The 13,646-nt window shown below is 33.0% G+C and carries 14 protein-coding genes and 3 pseudogenes; 10 read left to right on the plus strand and 7 right to left on the minus strand.

Annotated elements, in window-relative coordinates; translation table 11 throughout:
• Window positions 1-31: 31 nt before the first annotated feature.
• The gene (locus tag ACZZ95_RS14285) at window positions 32-934 is read right to left on the minus strand and encodes a hypothetical protein (protein ID WP_463469555.1); all 903 of its coding nucleotides are present in this window, start codon (window positions 932-934) and stop codon (window positions 32-34) included.
• A 141-nt stretch (window positions 935-1,075) separates the two neighbouring features.
• On the opposite strand from ACZZ95_RS14285, the pseudogene mnmA reads away from it, so the two are divergent.
• The 5 genes and pseudogenes from mnmA (at window position 1,076) to ACZZ95_RS14310 (ending at window position 5,767) form a co-directional block, all read left to right on the plus strand.
• A pseudogene (gene mnmA / locus ACZZ95_RS14290) lies at window positions 1,076-2,266 on the plus strand (tRNA 2-thiouridine(34) synthase MnmA).
• 42 nt (window positions 2,267-2,308) lie between these two features.
• A complete protein-coding gene (locus ACZZ95_RS14295) occupies window positions 2,309-3,916 on the plus strand; it encodes a S8 family serine peptidase (RefSeq protein WP_463469556.1) in 1,608 nt (535 codons plus the stop codon).
• 9 nt (window positions 3,917-3,925) lie between these two features.
• Window positions 3,926-4,872, plus strand: a pseudogene (locus tag ACZZ95_RS14300) (NAD(P)H-dependent flavin oxidoreductase).
• A gap of 19 nt (window positions 4,873-4,891) precedes the next feature.
• Entirely contained in the window at window positions 4,892-5,302 is a 411-nt protein-coding gene (locus tag ACZZ95_RS14305; protein WP_095953326.1) for a hypothetical protein, read from the plus strand.
• 6 nt (window positions 5,303-5,308) lie between these two features.
• On the plus strand, window positions 5,309-5,767 hold the full coding sequence (locus ACZZ95_RS14310; RefSeq protein WP_463469557.1) for a DUF6896 domain-containing protein: 459 nt from the start codon (window positions 5,309-5,311) through the stop codon (window positions 5,765-5,767).
• A gap of 55 nt (window positions 5,768-5,822) precedes the next feature.
• Here ACZZ95_RS14310 and ACZZ95_RS14315 read toward each other — a convergent pair whose 3' ends face one another.
• On the minus strand, window positions 5,823-6,263 hold the full coding sequence (locus ACZZ95_RS14315; RefSeq protein ID WP_095953194.1) for a DUF4268 domain-containing protein: 441 nt from the start codon (window positions 6,261-6,263) through the stop codon (window positions 5,823-5,825).
• A 91-nt stretch (window positions 6,264-6,354) separates the two neighbouring features.
• Here ACZZ95_RS14315 and ACZZ95_RS14320 point away from each other — a divergent pair, with 91 nt between their 5' ends.
• Both ACZZ95_RS14320 and ACZZ95_RS14325 read left to right on the plus strand, forming a co-directional pair.
• Entirely contained in the window at window positions 6,355-7,005 is a 651-nt protein-coding gene (locus tag ACZZ95_RS14320; RefSeq protein WP_463469558.1) for an NUDIX hydrolase, read from the plus strand.
• 125 nt (window positions 7,006-7,130) lie between these two features.
• Window positions 7,131-7,940, plus strand: a complete 810-nt coding sequence (locus ACZZ95_RS14325) for a lysophospholipid acyltransferase family protein (RefSeq protein ID WP_463469559.1) — start codon at window positions 7,131-7,133, stop codon at window positions 7,938-7,940.
• A gap of 100 nt (window positions 7,941-8,040) precedes the next feature.
• Here ACZZ95_RS14325 and ACZZ95_RS14330 read toward each other — a convergent pair whose 3' ends face one another.
• Genes ACZZ95_RS14330 through ACZZ95_RS14345 form a run of 4 tightly spaced genes read right to left on the minus strand, consistent with a single transcriptional unit; the run spans window position 8,041 to window position 10,280 of the window.
• Window positions 8,041-8,673 carry a hypothetical protein gene (locus ACZZ95_RS14330; protein WP_095953197.1) on the minus strand — a complete coding sequence of 211 codons (633 nt, stop codon included), beginning with the start codon at window positions 8,671-8,673 and terminating at the stop codon, window positions 8,041-8,043.
• Between the two features lie 8 nt (window positions 8,674-8,681).
• A complete protein-coding gene (locus ACZZ95_RS14335; protein ID WP_463469560.1) occupies window positions 8,682-9,176 on the minus strand; it encodes an RNA polymerase sigma factor in 495 nt (164 codons plus the stop codon).
• A 41-nt stretch (window positions 9,177-9,217) separates the two neighbouring features.
• Window positions 9,218-9,784 carry a DUF3810 domain-containing protein gene (locus ACZZ95_RS14340; protein ID WP_463469561.1) on the minus strand — a complete coding sequence of 189 codons (567 nt, stop codon included), beginning with the start codon at window positions 9,782-9,784 and terminating at the stop codon, window positions 9,218-9,220.
• Window positions 9,765-10,280, minus strand: a complete 516-nt coding sequence (locus tag ACZZ95_RS14345; protein ID WP_463469562.1) for a DUF3810 family protein — start codon at window positions 10,278-10,280, stop codon at window positions 9,765-9,767. The genes ACZZ95_RS14340 and ACZZ95_RS14345 overlap by 20 nt, the downstream gene beginning before the upstream one ends.
• A gap of 84 nt (window positions 10,281-10,364) precedes the next feature.
• Here ACZZ95_RS14345 and ACZZ95_RS14350 point away from each other — a divergent pair, with 84 nt between their 5' ends.
• The 3 genes and pseudogenes from ACZZ95_RS14350 to ACZZ95_RS14360 all read left to right on the plus strand — a co-directional run bounded on the left by ACZZ95_RS14350 (window position 10,365) and on the right by ACZZ95_RS14360 (window position 12,482).
• On the plus strand, window positions 10,365-10,583 hold the full coding sequence (locus tag ACZZ95_RS14350; protein WP_463469563.1) for a hypothetical protein: 219 nt from the start codon (window positions 10,365-10,367) through the stop codon (window positions 10,581-10,583).
• Window positions 10,573-10,866: a type II toxin-antitoxin system RelE/ParE family toxin gene (locus ACZZ95_RS14355; protein ID WP_463469564.1), complete on the plus strand. Its 294-nt coding sequence runs from the start codon at window positions 10,573-10,575 to the stop codon at window positions 10,864-10,866. Before ACZZ95_RS14350 ends, ACZZ95_RS14355 begins: the two co-directional genes overlap by 11 nt.
• A 156-nt stretch (window positions 10,867-11,022) precedes the next feature.
• Window positions 11,023-12,482 (plus strand): annotated as a pseudogene (locus tag ACZZ95_RS14360) (aminoacyl-histidine dipeptidase).
• A gap of 302 nt (window positions 12,483-12,784) precedes the next feature.
• On the opposite strand, the gene ACZZ95_RS14365 reads toward ACZZ95_RS14360, so the two are convergent.
• On the minus strand, window positions 12,785-13,558 hold the full coding sequence (locus ACZZ95_RS14365; protein ID WP_463469565.1) for a carboxypeptidase-like regulatory domain-containing protein: 774 nt from the start codon (window positions 13,556-13,558) through the stop codon (window positions 12,785-12,787).
• Window positions 13,559-13,646: the final 88 nt, after the last annotated feature.

The following is a 13,646-nucleotide window of genomic DNA, read 5'->3' on the forward strand; positions in this document are numbered from 1 at the left end:
TTAACCAATTCAGTGACGCTATTATCAATGACTAGTTTTTTCTTTTTTCAGTTGATTTTGCGGTAATTTTTTTAGTTGTTTCTTTGATGTAAAAAGTGTCTATTTCTATTTTAAATTCTACTTTTTTAGAAAGTAGTCTTTTAATATTGGCATCCTTTTCAATATCGGTATACGCCATAATCGGAATCTTTCTGTTTTTTCCCAAAAGAACCAAATGACTTAAAGGAGTCTGTAGTTCATTTACAATAATTCCTCGAACGTTAGGAAGTATATCTGGCGTTCCGTCCAAAATAATAATCTCATCAGCATTTGGTTTTACGGTTTCTAATTCTTTGATTTTGTATTTTTTTAAAATCCCGATAGTACTGCCGTGAACAACTTCCTGATATTTTATTTCATTAAAAATATAATCTGATTTTACACAAGGAATTGAAAATTTCTGCTGTTGAAATCCTTCCATCATTTCTGGATTATTCAGGTAAAATTTTAAATTCTGTCCAATAAAAGTGGAGTTTTTGACTAAATTAAAAAAGCGTTCAATTAATACAATCGGCATGTGGTCTGAAGCGGCGAGTTCAAAAATCCATTTCTCCGTTCCTTTAATATGATTTAAATTTCCTAGAAGAAAATCCCTGTTCTTGTCGGTATCGCTGTAGTTTTCATTATTAAAAACATCAAGATCTTTGCTATAGCCCAAATAACCCGTTACAAAATCATAATGCGGCGGAATCAAAGTGCTGTTGAAATAATACATTTTTTGTTTTCTCAGGTCATAAATCACTTTAACTGACTCGATATTCGAAAATTTATCAGACAAAGGTTTTCCTCGAAATGCTTTGTAAGCTTCATAGTTAGGAAGAGACGAAACAAATCGCCGCGCACTTAAAGTGGTTATGGCGAACAAGAAAAATAAGCTGTAAATGTATTTTTTCATGCTATTCAATTAGATATTAAAAGTACTTAAAAAAGTAATAAGTTTTATCTACTGCGGGATTGCTTAAAGTAATGAAAACCTTTGTGTGATTTTCTATTATTTGGCGTACCTTTGCAACCTTAAAAAATTAAACATTTCAAAATGAAACGAGTAGTTGTTGGACTTTCAGGTGGAGTAGATTCTAGTGTTGCGGCTTATTTACTGCGACAGCAGAAGGATACGAAGTTATTGGTCTTTTTATGAAAAACTGGCACGATGATTCGGTAACTATTTCTAATGAATGCCCATGGCTGGAGGACAGTAACGATGCTTTGCTTGTCGCTGAAAAACTCGGAATACCGTTTCAAACTGTCGATTTAAGCGAAGAATACAAAGAAAAAATCGTTGACTACATGTTTAACGAGTACGAAAAAGGAAGAACTCCAAATCCTGACGTGCTTTGCAACCGCGAAATCAAATTTGATGTTTTTATGAAAATCGCCTTAAGTCTTGGTGCCGATTATGTAGCAACGGGACATTACTGCCAAAAAAGCGAAATCGAAGTCGACGGTAAACCAGTTTATCAATTAATTGCTGGAGCCGATACTAATAAAGATCAATCTTATTTTTTTATGCCAACTGTCTCAAGAACAGTTGTCAAAAGCTTTATTTCCTATTGGAGCGTTAACCAAACCAGAAGTTCGCGAAATAGTCGCTGAAATGGAACTGGTTACGGCAGAAAAGAAAGATTCTCAAGGTTTATGTTTTATAGGTAAAGTTCGTCTTCCAGAATTTTTACAGCAAAAATTACAGCCAAAAGAGGGTAAAATTGTTCAGATCGATAAAAATGATCCGATTTATGTTACTGAAAAACCAGCTGGAATTTCTTTAGAAGAAGAATTGAAGTTAGAATCTCAAAAGTTAGATTATCTTCCAACAATGGGAAAAGTAGTTGGAAAACATCAAGGGGCGCATTATTTTACAGTTGGGCAAAGAAAAGGTCTGAATGTAGGAGGAACGACTGATCCTTTGTTTGTAATCGCTACAGATGTTGAAACGAACACAATTTATACAGGTTTATCAAGTCTGCATCCAGGTTTGTTTAAAAAAGCTCTTTTCGTTGAAAAATCCGAAGTACACTGGATTAGAGAGGATATGACATTAAAAGTTGGCGAAAAAATGGAAGTGATGGCCAGAATTCGTTACCGCCAGCCTTTGCAAAAAGCAGTTTTGCATCAATTTGAAGACGGAATGTATGTGGAATTTGAAGAATCGCAGTCTGCTATTACAGAAGGACAGTTTGTCGCTTGGTATTTAGAAAATGAATTAGTTGGTTCGGGAGTAATTTCTTAGCTTTATACCTTATTTGGGAGAAATTCCTCAAAAGGTATACTAATGAAATATAACTTTACTTTTCTTTTATTACTTTTTTCGTTTGCAGTTTTTGCACAAGAGGATGCTTGGGTTTATTTTAATGGAAAACCAAATGCGCAGACTTTTTTAGATAATCCGTTGATGGAACTTTCTCAGAAAGCTTTAGATCGAAGAACCAATCAAAATATCGCTTTAGATATAACTGATGCTCCTTTAGAAACTTCGTATGTAAACCAAATTAAAGCTAGTACCGGAATAGCAGTGATGGCTCAGTCCAAATGGCTCAATGCACTTCATATTCAAGGGAGTCAAGCAAATATTACTGCATTAAAAGCATTGGCTTTTGTACAAAAAATAGAATTCGCAGATATAACTTTAAATACTGCGGCAAAAAAAGTTTCCGAAGCTAAAACCAGCAAAACTGCTGATAAGTTAAAAACTACGATTGACTATTCTTATGGGAATTCGGCCAATCAGATTCAGATGCTGAATGGGCAGGTTTTGCATCATCAGAATTTTACTGGAGAAGGAAAAATTATAGCCGTTTTAGATGCAGGATTTCCAGGTGTAAACACAGCACAGCCTTTTGAAAATCTTAGAAATAACAACCGAATTCTAGGAGGTTACGATTATACTACTCGAAATGCTAATTTTTATACAGGAGATGATCACGGAACTTTAGTGCTCTCAACAATGGGCGGTTACAAAGAAAATTCTTTGGTTGGAACAGCTCCAAATGCTTCTTATTATCTTTTTATTACAGAAATTGATGCTTTCGAAAATCCCCTAGAAGAATCACTTTGGGTAGAAGTCGCGGAGAAAGCAGATGCTTTAGGAGTAGATATTATTACGACTTCTTTAGGATATTTTGGTGAGCGTACTGAATCTAGGTATAATCATACTTACAGCGATATGAATGGAGTTACCAATTTTATATCACGTGGAGCCGAAATAGCTTTTGGTAAAGGAATTTTAGTTTTGGCTTCCGGAGGAAATGAAGGAACTAGGGTTGAAAAACATATTGGTTCTCCAGCAGATGCGGTTTCTGTTTTAGCAATTGGCTCGGTTACAGTCGCTAAATCAAGATCTAGTTTTAGTTCAATTGGACCAAGTTTCGATGGCAGAATAAAACCAGATATTATGGCACAAGGAACGGCTTCTGTGGTTTCTGATGCAAACGGAAATATCGGAACCGCAAATGGAACTTCTTTTTCTTGTCCCATAATGGCTGGAATGGCAACATCTTTATGGCAGGCTTTTCCATCTAAAACCAACAAAGAAATCAGGCAGATGATTTTGGCTTCTGCTGACAGATTTACCAATCCAGATAATAATTACGGTTATGGAGTTCCCAATTTCGGAGCGACTTTAAGCGTAGATAATTTTATTGCAGAAGCTTCTTTTGCAGTTTATCCAAATCCTGTGAAAAACGAAGTTGTTTTCTCATTTTTAAATGAAAGCAATACCGCTTTAGTAACCATTTATTCTGTTTTGGGTCAGAAATTAATAGAGAAAAAAATCAATAATTCAAACCCCGTTCTTTCTTTGCAGTCTTTACAAAGCGGACTCTATTTTTATAGTTTTGATGTTGCTAATCTGCATAAAACAGGAAAGCTAATCAAGCAATAATTTTTCTTAATGAATAAAATCACACAACTTTTTAATATAAAATATCCAATTGTTCAAGGCGGAATGATTTGGAACAGCGGTTATAAACTAGCATCTGCGGTAAGTAATGCTGGAGGTTTAGGACTTATTGGCGCCGGCTCGATGTATCCGGAAGTTTTAAGAGAACATATTCAGAAATGTAAAAAAGCTACAGATAAACCTTTTGGTGTCAATATTCCGATGTTATATCCTAACATTGAAGAAATCATGAATATTGTTGTAGAAGAAGGCGTGAAAATCGTTTTTACTTCTGCGGGAAATCCTAAAACCTGGACTTCGTTTTTAAAAGAAAAGGGAATAACGGTTGTACATGTTGTGAGCAGACAGTGTTTTTGCCTTAAAAGCACAAGAAGCAGGTGTAGATGCCATTGTAGCTGAAGGTTTTGAAGCTGGAGGACACAACGGGAGGGAAGAAACCACTACGTTGACTTTGGTTCCGATGGTGAAAGAAAAAATCAAAATTCCATTAATTGTCGCCGGCGGTATTGCAACAGGAAGAGGAATGCTTGCAGTGATAATTTTAGGGGCTGATGGTGTTCAGGTTGGAAGCCGTTTCTGTCGCTTCTGTAGAATCTTCTGCACACAATAATTTTAAACAAACGATAGTTAATACTAAAGAAGGTGATACACAATTGACTTTGAGAGAATTAGCTCCAGTTCGATTGGTGAAAAATAAATTTTATCAAGACATTCAGGAACTTTATCAAAAAGGTCCTTCTAAAGAAGAATTAGTTCAGCTTTTAGGGCGCGCAAGAGCGAAAAAAGGCATGTTTGAAGGAGATTTAGAAGAAGGGGAATTAGAGATTGGACAAGTTGCAGGACTTATACATGAAATTCTGCCAGTTCAAGAAATTATTCAACAAATGATTTCAGAATTTGAAATCGCCTGCAAAGAAAAGACTACATTTGAGTTTTAATTATCCGCAAGAAATATTTATGAATTCGTTACGCACCTTTATATTTTTCCTTTTTTTAGCTTTTGGTTTTCAACAGGCACAAAGTCAGTCTTATCAATTTAAGACGTCTGGTTTTAGTGTTTTACAAAAAAACGAAAGAGGGAAATGGGGACAGTGGTCTAACTTGGATTTAGTAAATCTTTCGGTGGTTTTAGATACTAATAAACATAGAATTGTTGTGTATTCGCAGGAAATTCAGCTTTTTAGTATTTTAGATTATATCGAACGCGAAGAAAATGATACTGATATTGTGTATTCTTTTCTTTGTAAAGACAATGATGGTCGCGAATGTAAACTCTCGATTATAACACGCAAAAAACAAGATTTTCGTAAACAGCTTTATATCAATTATGACGATCATATTATCGTTTATAATATTTTTACGGTGTAATCTGAGATGAAAAAACTGGAAAAAGATGTAATAAGTAAATTATTGGAAGCAATGGATACTTATAAAAGCATTGCCGAAAAATTAATTGCTAAGTTAATAACTGAAACTGATCAGCCTGAGAAAGAAAAAATAGCAGAGGGAAATTACTATGAAATTGAAAATGCAGATTTATTAAACGGAAACCAATATCTTACTGATAATTGGTTTTTTGATGTACATGGCGAGCATTGTATGTTTGAAAATAGGACAACAGGACAAATTTTAGAGGTTAGTTTAGGTGATATAGAAAGTGTTGGAAATATTGATCCTTACTTTTTTTATAAGTTTCTTGAAACAACAAAAAACCTTTGCTATTTAACTGAATATTTTGAAAAACCATTTGACGATACTTTGTTATTTCTTAGAGAATTAGAAAAACAAAAAAAAGTCGTTCATGTTTATAGAGTTGAATTTAGGAAAATATAAAATGACTTTTTAATCGTTAGAAGAATCTAAGAATCTTAGCTCCTCAGAACATTTTCTACAAAACATCTATATCCTTAATAAACTCATCATATTCTAAATAAAACATTTCCAGAGCATGCATTTTTTCATTAAAGAAATCAAAAATAACATCCCAGTTATTTCGGTTGCTAAAACCCACTCCTAATTTTTCAACCCAGATTCTGCTGATGGTTTTACCGCTTTCTAGAGTATAATCTTTTTCAAAAACCAAATCTTTAATAAATTCTTCTTCCAGAATATTTTTTAAAGCTTCAATTTTTTCAAAATAAGCAGTACGTTTTTCATCGCTTCTGTGTTCAATGTCAATTAAAACCTGAGCTTTTTTATTGTCAACAAAAAATTTAAAAGAAAAATCTTTGATCTTCGTGTCATAAAGTACCCATTTACGCGGATATTTTTCGGCAAAAGCTACCCAAAATTCTCTTTTAATTCGTTGTGATTCTTCTCTGCTGTACATTTTTTAGGCTTTAATTTTAGAAAACTTGTAACACTGCGTTTTCTAGAGTATATTTATGTTTTATTTAAAAGTACAAAAATAAGCTTTGATTATGAATTTTCAAGACTTTTTGAAATATGTTCCCAATATTATTCCAGTTAAACTGCCAGCAGTAGAATCACATTTAAAAATGGCGCCGAAAGAACGCATAGAGGGATTAAAGAATCTTGATATTGAAGTTTTAAATGCTAGAATGGCAGGAGTTATGATGCTTTTTTATCCAAAAGACGAAAAAACACATTTAGTTTTAATTGTACGAAATGCTTACGAAGGCGTTCATTCTGCTCAGATTGCATTTCCAGGAGGAAAATACGAAAAGGAGGATTTGGATTTCGAAACCACTGCACTTCGAGAAACACAGGAAGAAGTTGGAGTAACCAGCGAAAAGATTGAAGTAATTAAGCATTTTACTCCAATGTATATTCCGCCAAGTAATTTTTTGGTCCATCCTTTTTTAGGAATCGCAAAAGAAGAGCTTTCATTTTATCCAGATATAAGAGAAGTTGCCAGTATTATTGAGTCGCCTTTGTCTGTTTTTTTAAATGACGAAATAATTATCGAAGCCAGATTGTCAACTTCTTACGGTTCCAATATTTTAGTACCCGCCTTTAATATTCAAAATCATGTAGTTTGGGGCGCAACCGCGATGATTTTGAGTGAATTGAGAGACGTTTTGAAAATAAGTTTTGAACAGGAAATTTAAAAATATTTATTTAACAATTTGATATTCATTTTAATAGATGTAAATTGTAGAAATTGTTTTAAAGTATTGCTAAAAGAATAATTTTTGTATGTTTGCGACCGAACAAAAAATAATACAAATTAGTTATGGGATTGTTTAAACGAAATCCTTTTGGACATATATTATTCATCAAGAAATGGTTAATCCGAATTTTGGGAGCCATGACGCATAGAAGATATAGAGGTTTTAACGATTTGCAGATTGAAGGATCTGAAATTATTAAAACACTCCCAGATTCTAATGTTTTATTTATATCCAATCATCAAACGTATTTTGCAGACGTTGTAGCAATGTTTCATGTGTTTAACGCAAGTTTAAGCGGACGTCAAGATACTATTAAGAATATTGGATATTTGTGGCGACCTAAAATGAATTTGTATTATGTGGTCGCAAAGGAGACAATGCAGGCTGGTTTACTGCCAAGAATTTTGGCTTACGTTGGAGCAATTACCGTAGAAAGAACTTGGCGTGCAAAAGGCGTTGATGTTGCAGAAAAACGTGATGTTAACCCGAATGACACCGAAAATATTAGAATAGCCCTTGAAGATGGCTGGGTAATTACTTTTCCACAAGGAACTACAAAATCTTTCAAACCCGTTCGTAAAGGTACTGCACATATCATTAAACAGCATAAACCAATCGTAATTCCAATTGTTATTGATGGTTTCCGCCGATCGTTTGATAAAAAAGGACTTCGAATGAAGAAAAAAGGAATTCTGCAGTCTTTTATTATCAAAGAACCTCTTGATATTGATTATGAAAATGATACCATCGAACAAATCGTAGAAAAAGTAGAATACGCAATCGAACAGCATCCATCATTCTTAAAAGTTATTCCTGCTGAAGAAATCAAAGCGCAGGAAGAACTTAATAAATTAAGACAATGGGAGTATTAGTTTTAGATTTCTGATTTCTGATTTTAGATTTTAGATTTGTGATTTTGTTTCAGGTTTCAGGTTGAACAAAGAAACCTTAGAAACTTAGTATCTTAGAACCTTAAAAATCAATCTTCTTCAATTCCTTATAATTCGCATATAATCTTCTTAGAAGAGTTCCGTAGATGATTCTGTAGAAGCACCAAAATAAACCGAAGAAGCCAAGAATTACCAGAAACAAAATACCGATTGTAACAAACATCGCTTTTCCGTTTAAGGCTAATTTATCTCTAAGGAATTCCATGTCTGGATTGTAGACAAAAGCAATAAAGAAGCTTAAAATAGCCGTTATTACAATCATTCCCAAATTATACCACACATAATACTGAACTGTTTTTCTTGTCTTTAAAATAGCGCTCATTAATGATTTTGTGGCTACAGTTGTCGAAATTGTTTTGTAATTTTTATAGAAAATGTACACAAAAATTAGAACTACAACATAATTAAAGTACGTTAAAAACTCTAAAGCCATAACAATTTCAGGATGATTAATTTTTCTTAAAACTTCATCCGTATTAATAAATAAGTTTGAAAAAGTCCAAAACGAAATTTCCAAAATACTGATAATCAAAATCCATTTTACAATTGAAGACGATTTTTTGTGAATCATCTTATAGATTTCCGTTTCAGAAATTTGTTGAAAAGAACCTGAGTTCTTCTGCCAGTCTTTTTTTAATAAATCCAGTTCTTTCATAATAATTTTTAAGGATTTAGTATTTTTTTAAGTTTCCCTTTAATCCTGTTCATTTTCACGCGCGCATTCACTTCGCTGATCCCTAAGGTTTCAGCTATTTCTTGATAATCTTTGTCTTCTAAATACATAAAAACTAATGCTTTTTCGATGTCATTAAGCTGATAAACCGCTTTGTACATCAATTTTATTTGTTCTTCTTCTTCGTAATTGTAGTCAACATCTTTTACAAAATGCTGATGGTTTTCATAATCTACGGTAGAAATAGTTCTTTTGGTTTTGCGGTATAAGGTAATTGCCGTGTTTAAAGCCACACGATACGTCCAAGTTGAGAATTTACTGTCGCCTCTAAATTTTGGATAAGCCTTCCAAAGCTGAATGGTAATTTCCTGAAACAAATCTTTATGAGCGTCTTCGCCGGCAGTATATAATCTACAAATCTTGTGGATTATATTCTGATTTGCCTGCAATTGCGCAACAAATGATTGTTCTAGGTTTTCGGTCATAATTGATTAGTAGTATTGAAAGCAATTTTGTTACAGTTGAATCAAAGTTTTCTGGTTTTATAATAATTAATCGCCAAGTCAATAAATTTACTGTAACTATCCATACCGTCTTTTTGGTTGTTTGATTTTAAGAAATTATCATACAGAAAATAAAATCCTTCATCCAGAAAAGTATCATATTTTTTGTGGAAATCCTGAGTTTCCTTATAGTTTTTTAAGATGCCGACATTAACCGATTTCTTTAATTGATTAAAAACTTTTTCATCTTTAAACTTCCAAATTGACAGGCAATAATGCAATGCGAAACTATATCCTGCATATTGATAGTAAAGATTGTCATTTTTAACAGAAGCTAGAAAACCAATAAAATTACATTCATTTTCACTGGCATAACCAATTTGATGAGCCATTTCGTGAGCCGTAGTCTGCGGAAAAGTATACATTGGCAGTAAATAGTTTATCTGAGCCTCGTTAGTAAACGGATTTAAATAGCCGCCGAAACCCATATAAGTCAAAGGCGTGCTGAATAATGATTTCTTAACGCTTAGAATTTCATATTTAAAATAAGGATGTTCTTTTGCTAAATTATCATAACCATTTAAAATCATCTTGAAAGATTCTTTTTTGAGAGTAGGGGAAAACAATTTTCGCTGTGTCACTTTTAGTAATCGCAAACTGAATTTCGTTAGTTTTTGTTACTAATTTTTTTGTAAAAGCTAAAAACTCTGCATCGCTATATTCCCGTTCAATATTCATTTTCTGAAATAAAGGTTCACGATAATAATTGAATGCCCACAACAGGTGAAAGAAAAAGTAAAAAACAGAGATTTTGCCTAAAATCGTTAAAAGGTGATCTTTCCAATCTGTTCTCCATGTTTTTCTAATTTTCCAAAACCAGATTATTGCGGACAAAATTAAAACGGCATAAATACAATCTCCAACTGAAAATGGAATTTTACCTAAAAGTGTTCTTGAAAAGTGTGAAATTCTAACAAATAAATTGTTGCTGTAAAAGCCTTCTACAAAGTCTGGATAGAATGGCAGAATCCTTAAAAAGATAATTTGAATTAAAAGAAATAGAGGTAAAATATATTTTCGTTTCACAGTTTTACGTTTTGTATAAAAATAATAATTAAAAGATTGTTTGTGTTATTTTTTGTAAATTTGTTATTCAATAATAAGGAAAAAATGACACAAATTACTTTAAATATTCCAGATAACGAATTGTCATTCTTTATGCAATTAATTGAAAAATTCAATTACGAAACTGTAATAAATGAATTTTCTGTAACTGAGGAGATGAAAAATTTGTTGGATGAAAGAAGATCAACTTCAAAAGTAGACGATTTTCTTCCTTGGAATGAAGCAAAAAAAAATTACGATTTAAATCTGGAAAATGATTTTTAAGGTTGTAATTGAGCCAAGAGCAATTCTTGATATACAAGAGGCGATTGATTACTATGAATCTAAGCAAACTGGCTTAGGCGAATATTTCTACGAAGTAATCGATGAACATTTGGAAGTATTATCTGTAAATCCCTTTTTTCAAATCAGATACAAAGATTATCACGGTCTTCCAACTAAAAAATTTCCGTTTATTATCTTTTATTTCATTGATGAAAATTTGAAAACAGTATATATAATGTCTGTTTTTAATACCTCATTAAATCCTTCAAAATATCCACTATAAAAAAAAAGCTGATTTTTTTTTAAGATTTACATCTTAATTTATTCTATGCAATTTAACGTAGAATCATTTATACTAATTCGTAAAAATTGTAACGAAAAAAGCATTTAAACTTTGTAACTTTGAAGCTCTTAATTGTTAAACATCAAACAAAATATAATGAGTCAAGAAGTAAGAAATCTGGAGCCAAAAGCACTTTGGAATAAATTCGCAGATTTAAATGCTGTTCCTCGCCCTTCAAAAAAAGAAGAGCGTGTAATTGAGTTTATGAAAAACTTTGGAAACAGCTTAGGTCTAGAAACTTTTGAAGATGAAATTCGAAATGTAATTATCAGAAAACCAGCTACTCCAGGAATGGAAAATCGTAAAGCTATTGTAATGCAGGGGCATTTGGATATGGTGCACCAAAAAAATGCAGATACAGTCTTTGATTTCGATACACAGGGAATTGACATGTATATTGATGGTGACTGGGTTCGCGCCCGTGGTACAACTCTTGGTGCTGACAACGGATTAGGAGTAGCAACTATTATGGCGATTTTAGAAAGCAAAGATATTCCGCATCCAGCAATCGAAGCTTTGTTTACAATTGATGAAGAAACAGGAATGACAGGTGCTTTAAACCTAAAAGGAGGCATTTTACAAGGTCAGATTTTGTTGAATTTGGATACTGAGGAAGATGATGAAATTGATATTGGATGTGCGGGCGGAATTGACGTTACAGCTACAAGAACCTATCATGAAGAAGAAGTTCCAGAAAGTTCAGTAGGTTACACCATTACGGTAAAAGGCTTAAATGGAGGGCATTCAGGAATGGATATTCATAAAGGTTTAGGAAACGCCAATAAAATAATGAACCGTTTATTGTTTGACGCATTTGAAAACTTTGGTTTACAAATCGTGGAAGTAAATGGAGGAAGTCTTCAAATGCAATTCCGAGAGAAAGCGTTGCTAAAGTAATAATTTCTCAAATGTTTGATGAAGCGTATGTGTATGATATGCAGGAAATTATTGCTGATATCAAGGCAGAATATAAAACAACTGAACCAAACTTAACTATTGAAATCGTAAAAGGCGATTTACCTGAAAAAGTAATGGATTTAGGTGTTCAGGAAGGAATTATCAGAGCAATTTACGCGACGCAAAATGGTGTTTACAGAATGAGTGCTGATATGGCTGATTTGGTTGAAACTTCGAATAATATCGCAAGAGTAATCATTAAAGATGGTGAAATTTTGGTTGGATGTTTGACACGTTCTTCTGTAGAATCTTCAAAATTTGATTTGGCTAATTCGTCGCGTTCTGCATTTGAATTGGTTGGATGTGAAGTTGAGCTTTCTGGTTCTTATCCAGGATGGACGCCAAATGTAAACTCTGAAATATTAGAAGTTTTAAAAGAAATCTACGAAAAACAGAATGGAGAAAAGCCAAAAGTAGTGGCTTGTCACGCTGGTTTAGAATGTGGAATTTTAGGAACAAATTACCCAGAAATGGATATGATTTCTTTCGGTCCAACTATTCACGGCGCGCATTCGCCAGATGAAAGAGCAAGTATTTCTTCAGCTCAGAAATATTGGAAATTTGTATTAGAAATTCTTTCGAATATTCCAGTTAAATAGTTTTAGTTTTCAGTCGCAGTCTCAGTATTCAGTTTCAAAGAACTGTAAACTGAGACTGTAAACTGAGACTGAAATTAATCTCTCTTAGGAGTATTTTTCTTCTCTCTTTTTTCTTCTTTCTTTTCCTTAGCCGTTTTTAACGGTTCTTTTTTTGCTGTTTTTTTAGCATCTTGACCCTTTGCCATAATTTATTGATTTTGATGATGTTTTAGTAAATGTAAAGCTTTTAAAAATTTAAACGTCAAAAAAAATCCCCAATTTTAAAATTGAGGATTTAAATATTTTCCTTATGAAGGACATTTTTAGTTACGTTTTAATACTTTATACTGTTCGTAACAAGCGCTGATGGCATCCATAATCTGAAGATCGTTTGCTGATTGAATAAAGGAATCAGAATAGTTGCATCGATGCATAATTTCAGGAATTTCATCTTTACTTATGCCTAATAGCACAGCAACTGTTTCACGGTCGTATTTGGATTCTAAAAGAGTTCTAACTGTGTCATCTTTCTTCATTTCTTTTAGTTTCTTGAGTTCTTTACCATTTTTTCCGAAGAAATTATAAAGCATATCCGCGGGGTTAAAAATCGACCCTAAAACTTTACCAAATGCATTTGGAGCGTATTCTCCAGCCTCATAACCTTGTGTAAGGCCAGAAATACTGTAACGATAGTTTTCTTTTGTAGGAATCAATTTAGAATCAATTTCAAGATATCCTGTTAAAGTAAAAGGAGCAATAATAACTTCTTCCAAAGCAATTGCCTTTTCAGTAAGCTGAATGCGGGTTACTTTGTTTTTTATCCAGTCGTTTGTTACCCTGATTCTTAGGGATTGAAAACCTAGAATAGAAAAATGAAGCGTATCATTGACTTGAACATCAATTTCAAAATACCCTTTTTCGTCAGATTTTGCACCACGCACTTTATTAGTGTTGATAACGTTTACGCCGGCAAGCGGTTGTTTACTGTTGTCGTTAATAATGTAACCTGAAACTCTTTGAGGAACACTCGGTCGCGTTTCTTGCGCGAAACCAATGTTAGCTAGAAGAATAAAAAAGAAAACTGCGAAATATTTCATATCCTGATTTAAAGTTCTAAAAGTAGTAAATCGGGATTAAATATTTCGCAGTCTTGGAATTTAATTATAAGAAAATTAACAAAGGAAG

It is taken from the genome of Flavobacterium sp. AC267, assembly GCF_979258715.1.

What these genes read in the sequence shown, in the direction of transcription:
- ACZZ95_RS14285 (WP_463469555.1), bottom strand. Translation starts at nt 934, where the DNA reads ATGAAAAAATACATTTACAGCTTATTTTTCTTGTTCGCCATAACCACT.
- ACZZ95_RS14295 (WP_463469556.1), top strand. Translation starts at nt 2,309, where the DNA reads ATGAAATATAACTTTACTTTTCTTTTATTACTTTTTTCGTTTGCAGTT.
- ACZZ95_RS14305 (WP_095953326.1), top strand. Translation starts at nt 4,892, where the DNA reads ATGAATTCGTTACGCACCTTTATATTTTTCCTTTTTTTAGCTTTTGGT.
- ACZZ95_RS14310 (WP_463469557.1), top strand. Translation starts at nt 5,309, where the DNA reads ATGAAAAAACTGGAAAAAGATGTAATAAGTAAATTATTGGAAGCAATG.
- ACZZ95_RS14315 (WP_095953194.1), bottom strand. Translation starts at nt 6,263, where the DNA reads ATGTACAGCAGAGAAGAATCACAACGAATTAAAAGAGAATTTTGGGTA.
- ACZZ95_RS14320 (WP_463469558.1), top strand. Translation starts at nt 6,355, where the DNA reads ATGAATTTTCAAGACTTTTTGAAATATGTTCCCAATATTATTCCAGTT.
- ACZZ95_RS14325 (WP_463469559.1), top strand. Translation starts at nt 7,131, where the DNA reads ATGGGATTGTTTAAACGAAATCCTTTTGGACATATATTATTCATCAAG.
- ACZZ95_RS14330 (WP_095953197.1), bottom strand. Translation starts at nt 8,673, where the DNA reads ATGAAAGAACTGGATTTATTAAAAAAAGACTGGCAGAAGAACTCAGGT.
- ACZZ95_RS14335 (WP_463469560.1), bottom strand. Translation starts at nt 9,176, where the DNA reads ATGACCGAAAACCTAGAACAATCATTTGTTGCGCAATTGCAGGCAAAT.
- ACZZ95_RS14340 (WP_463469561.1), bottom strand. Translation starts at nt 9,784, where the DNA reads ATGATTTTAAATGGTTATGATAATTTAGCAAAAGAACATCCTTATTTT.
- ACZZ95_RS14350 (WP_463469563.1), top strand. Translation starts at nt 10,365, where the DNA reads ATGACACAAATTACTTTAAATATTCCAGATAACGAATTGTCATTCTTT.
- ACZZ95_RS14355 (WP_463469564.1), top strand. Translation starts at nt 10,573, where the DNA reads ATGATTTTTAAGGTTGTAATTGAGCCAAGAGCAATTCTTGATATACAA.
- ACZZ95_RS14365 (WP_463469565.1), bottom strand. Translation starts at nt 13,558, where the DNA reads ATGAAATATTTCGCAGTTTTCTTTTTTATTCTTCTAGCTAACATTGGT.